Here is a 3,338-nt window from a genome sequence, read left to right as displayed (position 1 = left end):
CCCCAAACACGCGGCGGCGTTCCTGGTGCGCGCGGGGGCGGGCGCCCCCCCGCCACCCCCGCCCCCCCGGGGGCCGCCCCCCGGCGGCCCGGCCCCCCCCCCCCCCCCCCACGGCGGCACCCGTCCGGGTGAGAATCCATGACGTGAACCCGAGCAGCGCCCTGAGCGAATTCCTCCGCACCCGCCGCGCCGGCCTGCGGCCCGAGGACGTCGACCTCCCCGACTACGGCGGCCGCCGCCGCGTCGCCGGACTGCGCCGAGAGGAACTCGCCCACCTCGCCGGCGTCAGCGTCGACTACTACACCCGCCTCGAACAGGGCCGCGTCGGCAACCCGTCCGACGCCGTCCTCGACGCCGTCGCCCGCGCCCTGCGCCTCGCCCCCGACGAGTCCGGCCACCTCCACCGCCTCGCCCGCCCCGCGCCCAGGCCGCGCCGCCGCCCCACCGTCCGCCAACAGCCGCGCCCGTCCCTGCTGCACCTGCTGGAACAGCTCCACCACACCCCCGCCGTGGTGATGGGCCACCGGATGGACGTCCTCGCCTGGAACCGCGCCGCCGTCGCCCTGTTCGGCGACTACGGCGCCCTGCCCGTCGAGGACCGCAACATCGCCCGCATCACCTTCCTCGACCCCGCCTCCCGCGAGCTCTACGCCGACTGGGCGGGCTGCGCACGGGAGAACGTCGCCTTCCTCCACCTCGAAGCCGGCCGCCGCCCCGACGACCCCCTGCTCGCCGAACTGGTAGGCCAACTCTGCCTCGGCAGCGAGGAGTTCCGCCAGATGTGGGCCGACCACCCGGTCGCCGACAAGACCTCCGGCCGGAAGTCCTTCCGCCACCCGCTGGCCGGGACACTCGACCTCGCCTACGACACCCTCCGGCCCGCCGACGACTCCGGGCAGGCGCTGGTCACCTACACCGCCGACCCGGGGTCTGCTTCGGACGACGGGCTGCGGGTGCTGCTGTCGTGGGCGGCGTCGGGCTGAGAATCCTGGAGCATGATGAACAGGTTCTCCCCGGTCAGTACGGTCTCGGGATGGTCGGGACCGAGGACACGGCCGAGATCGACAACTACCGAGCGGAGCATCTCTATTGCTTGATCGCGGCGCCCGACTTCCCAGTACAGGACAGCCAGGTTGTTCCCGGTCATGAGGGTGTTGGGGTGGTCGTTGCCGAGGATACGTCGGCGGTCGGCGAGGACCTGTTCGAGGAGGTCGATGGCTTCGTCGGCGCGTCCGACCTCCGAGTAGCTGACGGCAAGGTTGTTGCGGGCCAGGAGGGTCTCGGGGTGGTCGTCGCCGAGGACGCGTCGGCGGTCGGCGAGGACCTGTTCCTGGAGGTCGATGGCCTCGTCGGCGCGTCCGACCTCCCAGTACGTGGCGGCGACGTTGTTGCGGGCGGTGAGGAGGACGGGGTCGTCGGCGTGGAGGAGCCGCTGGAGGTCGGTGAGCAGCTGTTCCTGGAGATTCATGGCCTCGCTGACGCGTCCGGCCTCTGAATACGAGTGCGCGAGGTTGTTACGGGCGTTGAGGGTGTCGAGGTGGTCGTTGCCCAGGAGACGCTCGCACATGGTGAACAGACTGCTCAAGTACAGGTTGCCAGCCGTGTATAGGCCTGCTTCGACCAGGCTGCTTCCGCAGCGGAACAGAAGAGTGTGAACTCCCAGCGACGGCTGGATCAGACCGGGAACGCGATGCCCGAGAAGCACGTCCGTGTTGGTCCGAAGCGTTGCGGCCAGATCCATCGCGGTGTAGTCCTCCGGTGGCCACAGTTCGAGCAGGGCATCGGCGACCGCGAGGCCCGCCTGCGGTGGGCAGGGATCGATGCTGAGGGCGGCTCGGCCGGTGAGTGCGTGCAGGGTGACCTCCCGGTGGGTGGTTTCCGTGAGGTCGACGAGGCTGTAGACGTGCAGCAGGGCGAGTGCCTCCCGGGCCTCCTCAGCCCCGACCGGCGAACCGCGTACGGCACCGAGGTAGTCGAGCACCGCCTTGGTTCCCCACAGCTCCTCCGGGTGCCCGGCCGGGTCGAGCAACGCGGCCAACTGGAGCACAGGCCCGGCGAGCCCGACGGGCTCCTCCTGCTGCGCCGCGTCCAGGGCCAGGAGCAGCGCCGCCGTCACCGGTCCCCGGTAGCCGTCGGCGCCGGTGCGGGCGGGGAGGACGGTGTCCAGGCTGCGGGTGCGGTCGCGGAAGAGTTCGAGGTAACGGCCGCAGTTGCGGCGGGTGTTGACCATGCAGGCGGCGGCGTAGGCGAGCGCGAGCGGCAGGTGGCCCAGTTCCTCGGCGAGCTCGGCCGCGTGTTCGTCGAGGAAGCGGGTGCACTTCGCGCGCTCCAGCCGCTCGCTCAGGTAGCTGATGGATTCGGCGGGGGAGTACGTGGTGATGTCGATGAGCGTTCGGTCGCTGCCGGTGCTGGCCGCTCCCCGGTGGCGGGTGGTGGCGATGACCCGACCCCGGCCGCCCCGGCTGGTGACGGGCCACAGCTGTTCGGGCGTGTGCTCGGTGGTGTTGTCGAGGACGATCAGCCAGCTGTGTTCGGTGGTGGCGAGCCAGGCGAGGAAGCGGTCGGCGTCCTGTTCGGCCTCGCCGTTCGCTCCGGGTACTTGGAGCTCGATGGCGGCCCGGGCGTACAGGTCGGTGACGGCGGTGGGCTCGGCGGCGTCCGCCCACAGGACGAGGTCGGTGCCGGTCTCGACGGCTTTGCGCGCGTAGTGCGCCGCGAGTTGGGACTTCCCGACGCCTCCACCGCCCGCCAACACCTGGCTGAGCACCACGGTGCCGTACTGCCCCCGCGCCGCGTCGATCTCCCGCCGCAACTCCTCGCGGGGCTGGAAGGCCGTCGCCTTCGGCGGGATCCGCCCGATCACCACCGGCCACTCCACCGGGGCGGTCGGTGCCGCGTACTGGTGGAAGGTCATCTCGCCCGCCTGGAAGGCGCTGCCGTGCACGGTGGCGCTACCGTCGATCCCGTTCCTGACCTGCCAGCCCCGCACCTGCTCGCCCCCACCACCGACGCGCTGAACGGTTTCCATTATGGGTGAGGCGGGGTGCTGTCCCGGGTGGCCTCGGACCGGGGTTCTCGGGATGCGAAGAGCAGAGCTTCCCTGACCGCCGAGGTCGAGGGATGGTCCGGTCCGAGGACCCGTTCGAAGTCCGGGACCACCAGTCGGAGCATCTCCACCGCGTGGTCCTGGCTTCCGGACAGCCAGTAGCAGGTGGCGAGGCCATAGCGGGTGTCGAGGGTGTTGGGGTGGTCGGTGCCGAGGACGCGTTCCTGGTCGGCAACGACCTGTTCGAGGAGGTGGGTGGCGTCCTCGGTGCGGCCGGCTTCCTGGAAGGCGT

General features: G+C 71.4%; 3 protein-coding genes. 1 reads left to right on the top strand and 2 read right to left on the bottom strand.

All coding sequences use genetic code 11. The annotated features are described in order from the left end of the window. Positions 1-134 precede the first annotated feature (134 nt). The gene (locus tag ACFU6K_RS31045) at positions 135-983 is read left to right on the top strand and encodes a helix-turn-helix domain-containing protein (RefSeq protein WP_380668650.1); all 849 of its coding nucleotides are present in this window, start codon (positions 135-137) and stop codon (positions 981-983) included. Here ACFU6K_RS31045 and ACFU6K_RS31040 read toward each other — a convergent pair. Both ACFU6K_RS31040 and ACFU6K_RS31035 read right to left on the bottom strand, forming a co-directional pair. After that, the gene (locus tag ACFU6K_RS31040; protein ID WP_380668648.1) at positions 911-3,028 is read right to left on the bottom strand and encodes a tetratricopeptide repeat protein; all 2,118 of its coding nucleotides are present in this window, start codon (positions 3,026-3,028) and stop codon (positions 911-913) included. The two genes, ACFU6K_RS31045 and ACFU6K_RS31040, sit on opposite strands and share 73 nt — an antisense overlap. Then, positions 3,028-3,338 (bottom strand): tetratricopeptide repeat protein (locus tag ACFU6K_RS31035; RefSeq protein WP_380668646.1); only part of this gene is annotated, 311 nt, incomplete at its 5' end. The genes ACFU6K_RS31040 and ACFU6K_RS31035, both read right to left, overlap by 1 nt.

It is taken from the genome of Kitasatospora sp. NPDC057512 (assembly GCF_042802135.1).
Classification (GTDB): domain Bacteria; phylum Actinomycetota; class Actinomycetes; order Streptomycetales; family Streptomycetaceae; genus Kitasatospora.
The sequence above is the reverse complement of the archived record's forward strand: the minus strand, read 5'-3'. Positions and strand labels throughout refer to the sequence as shown.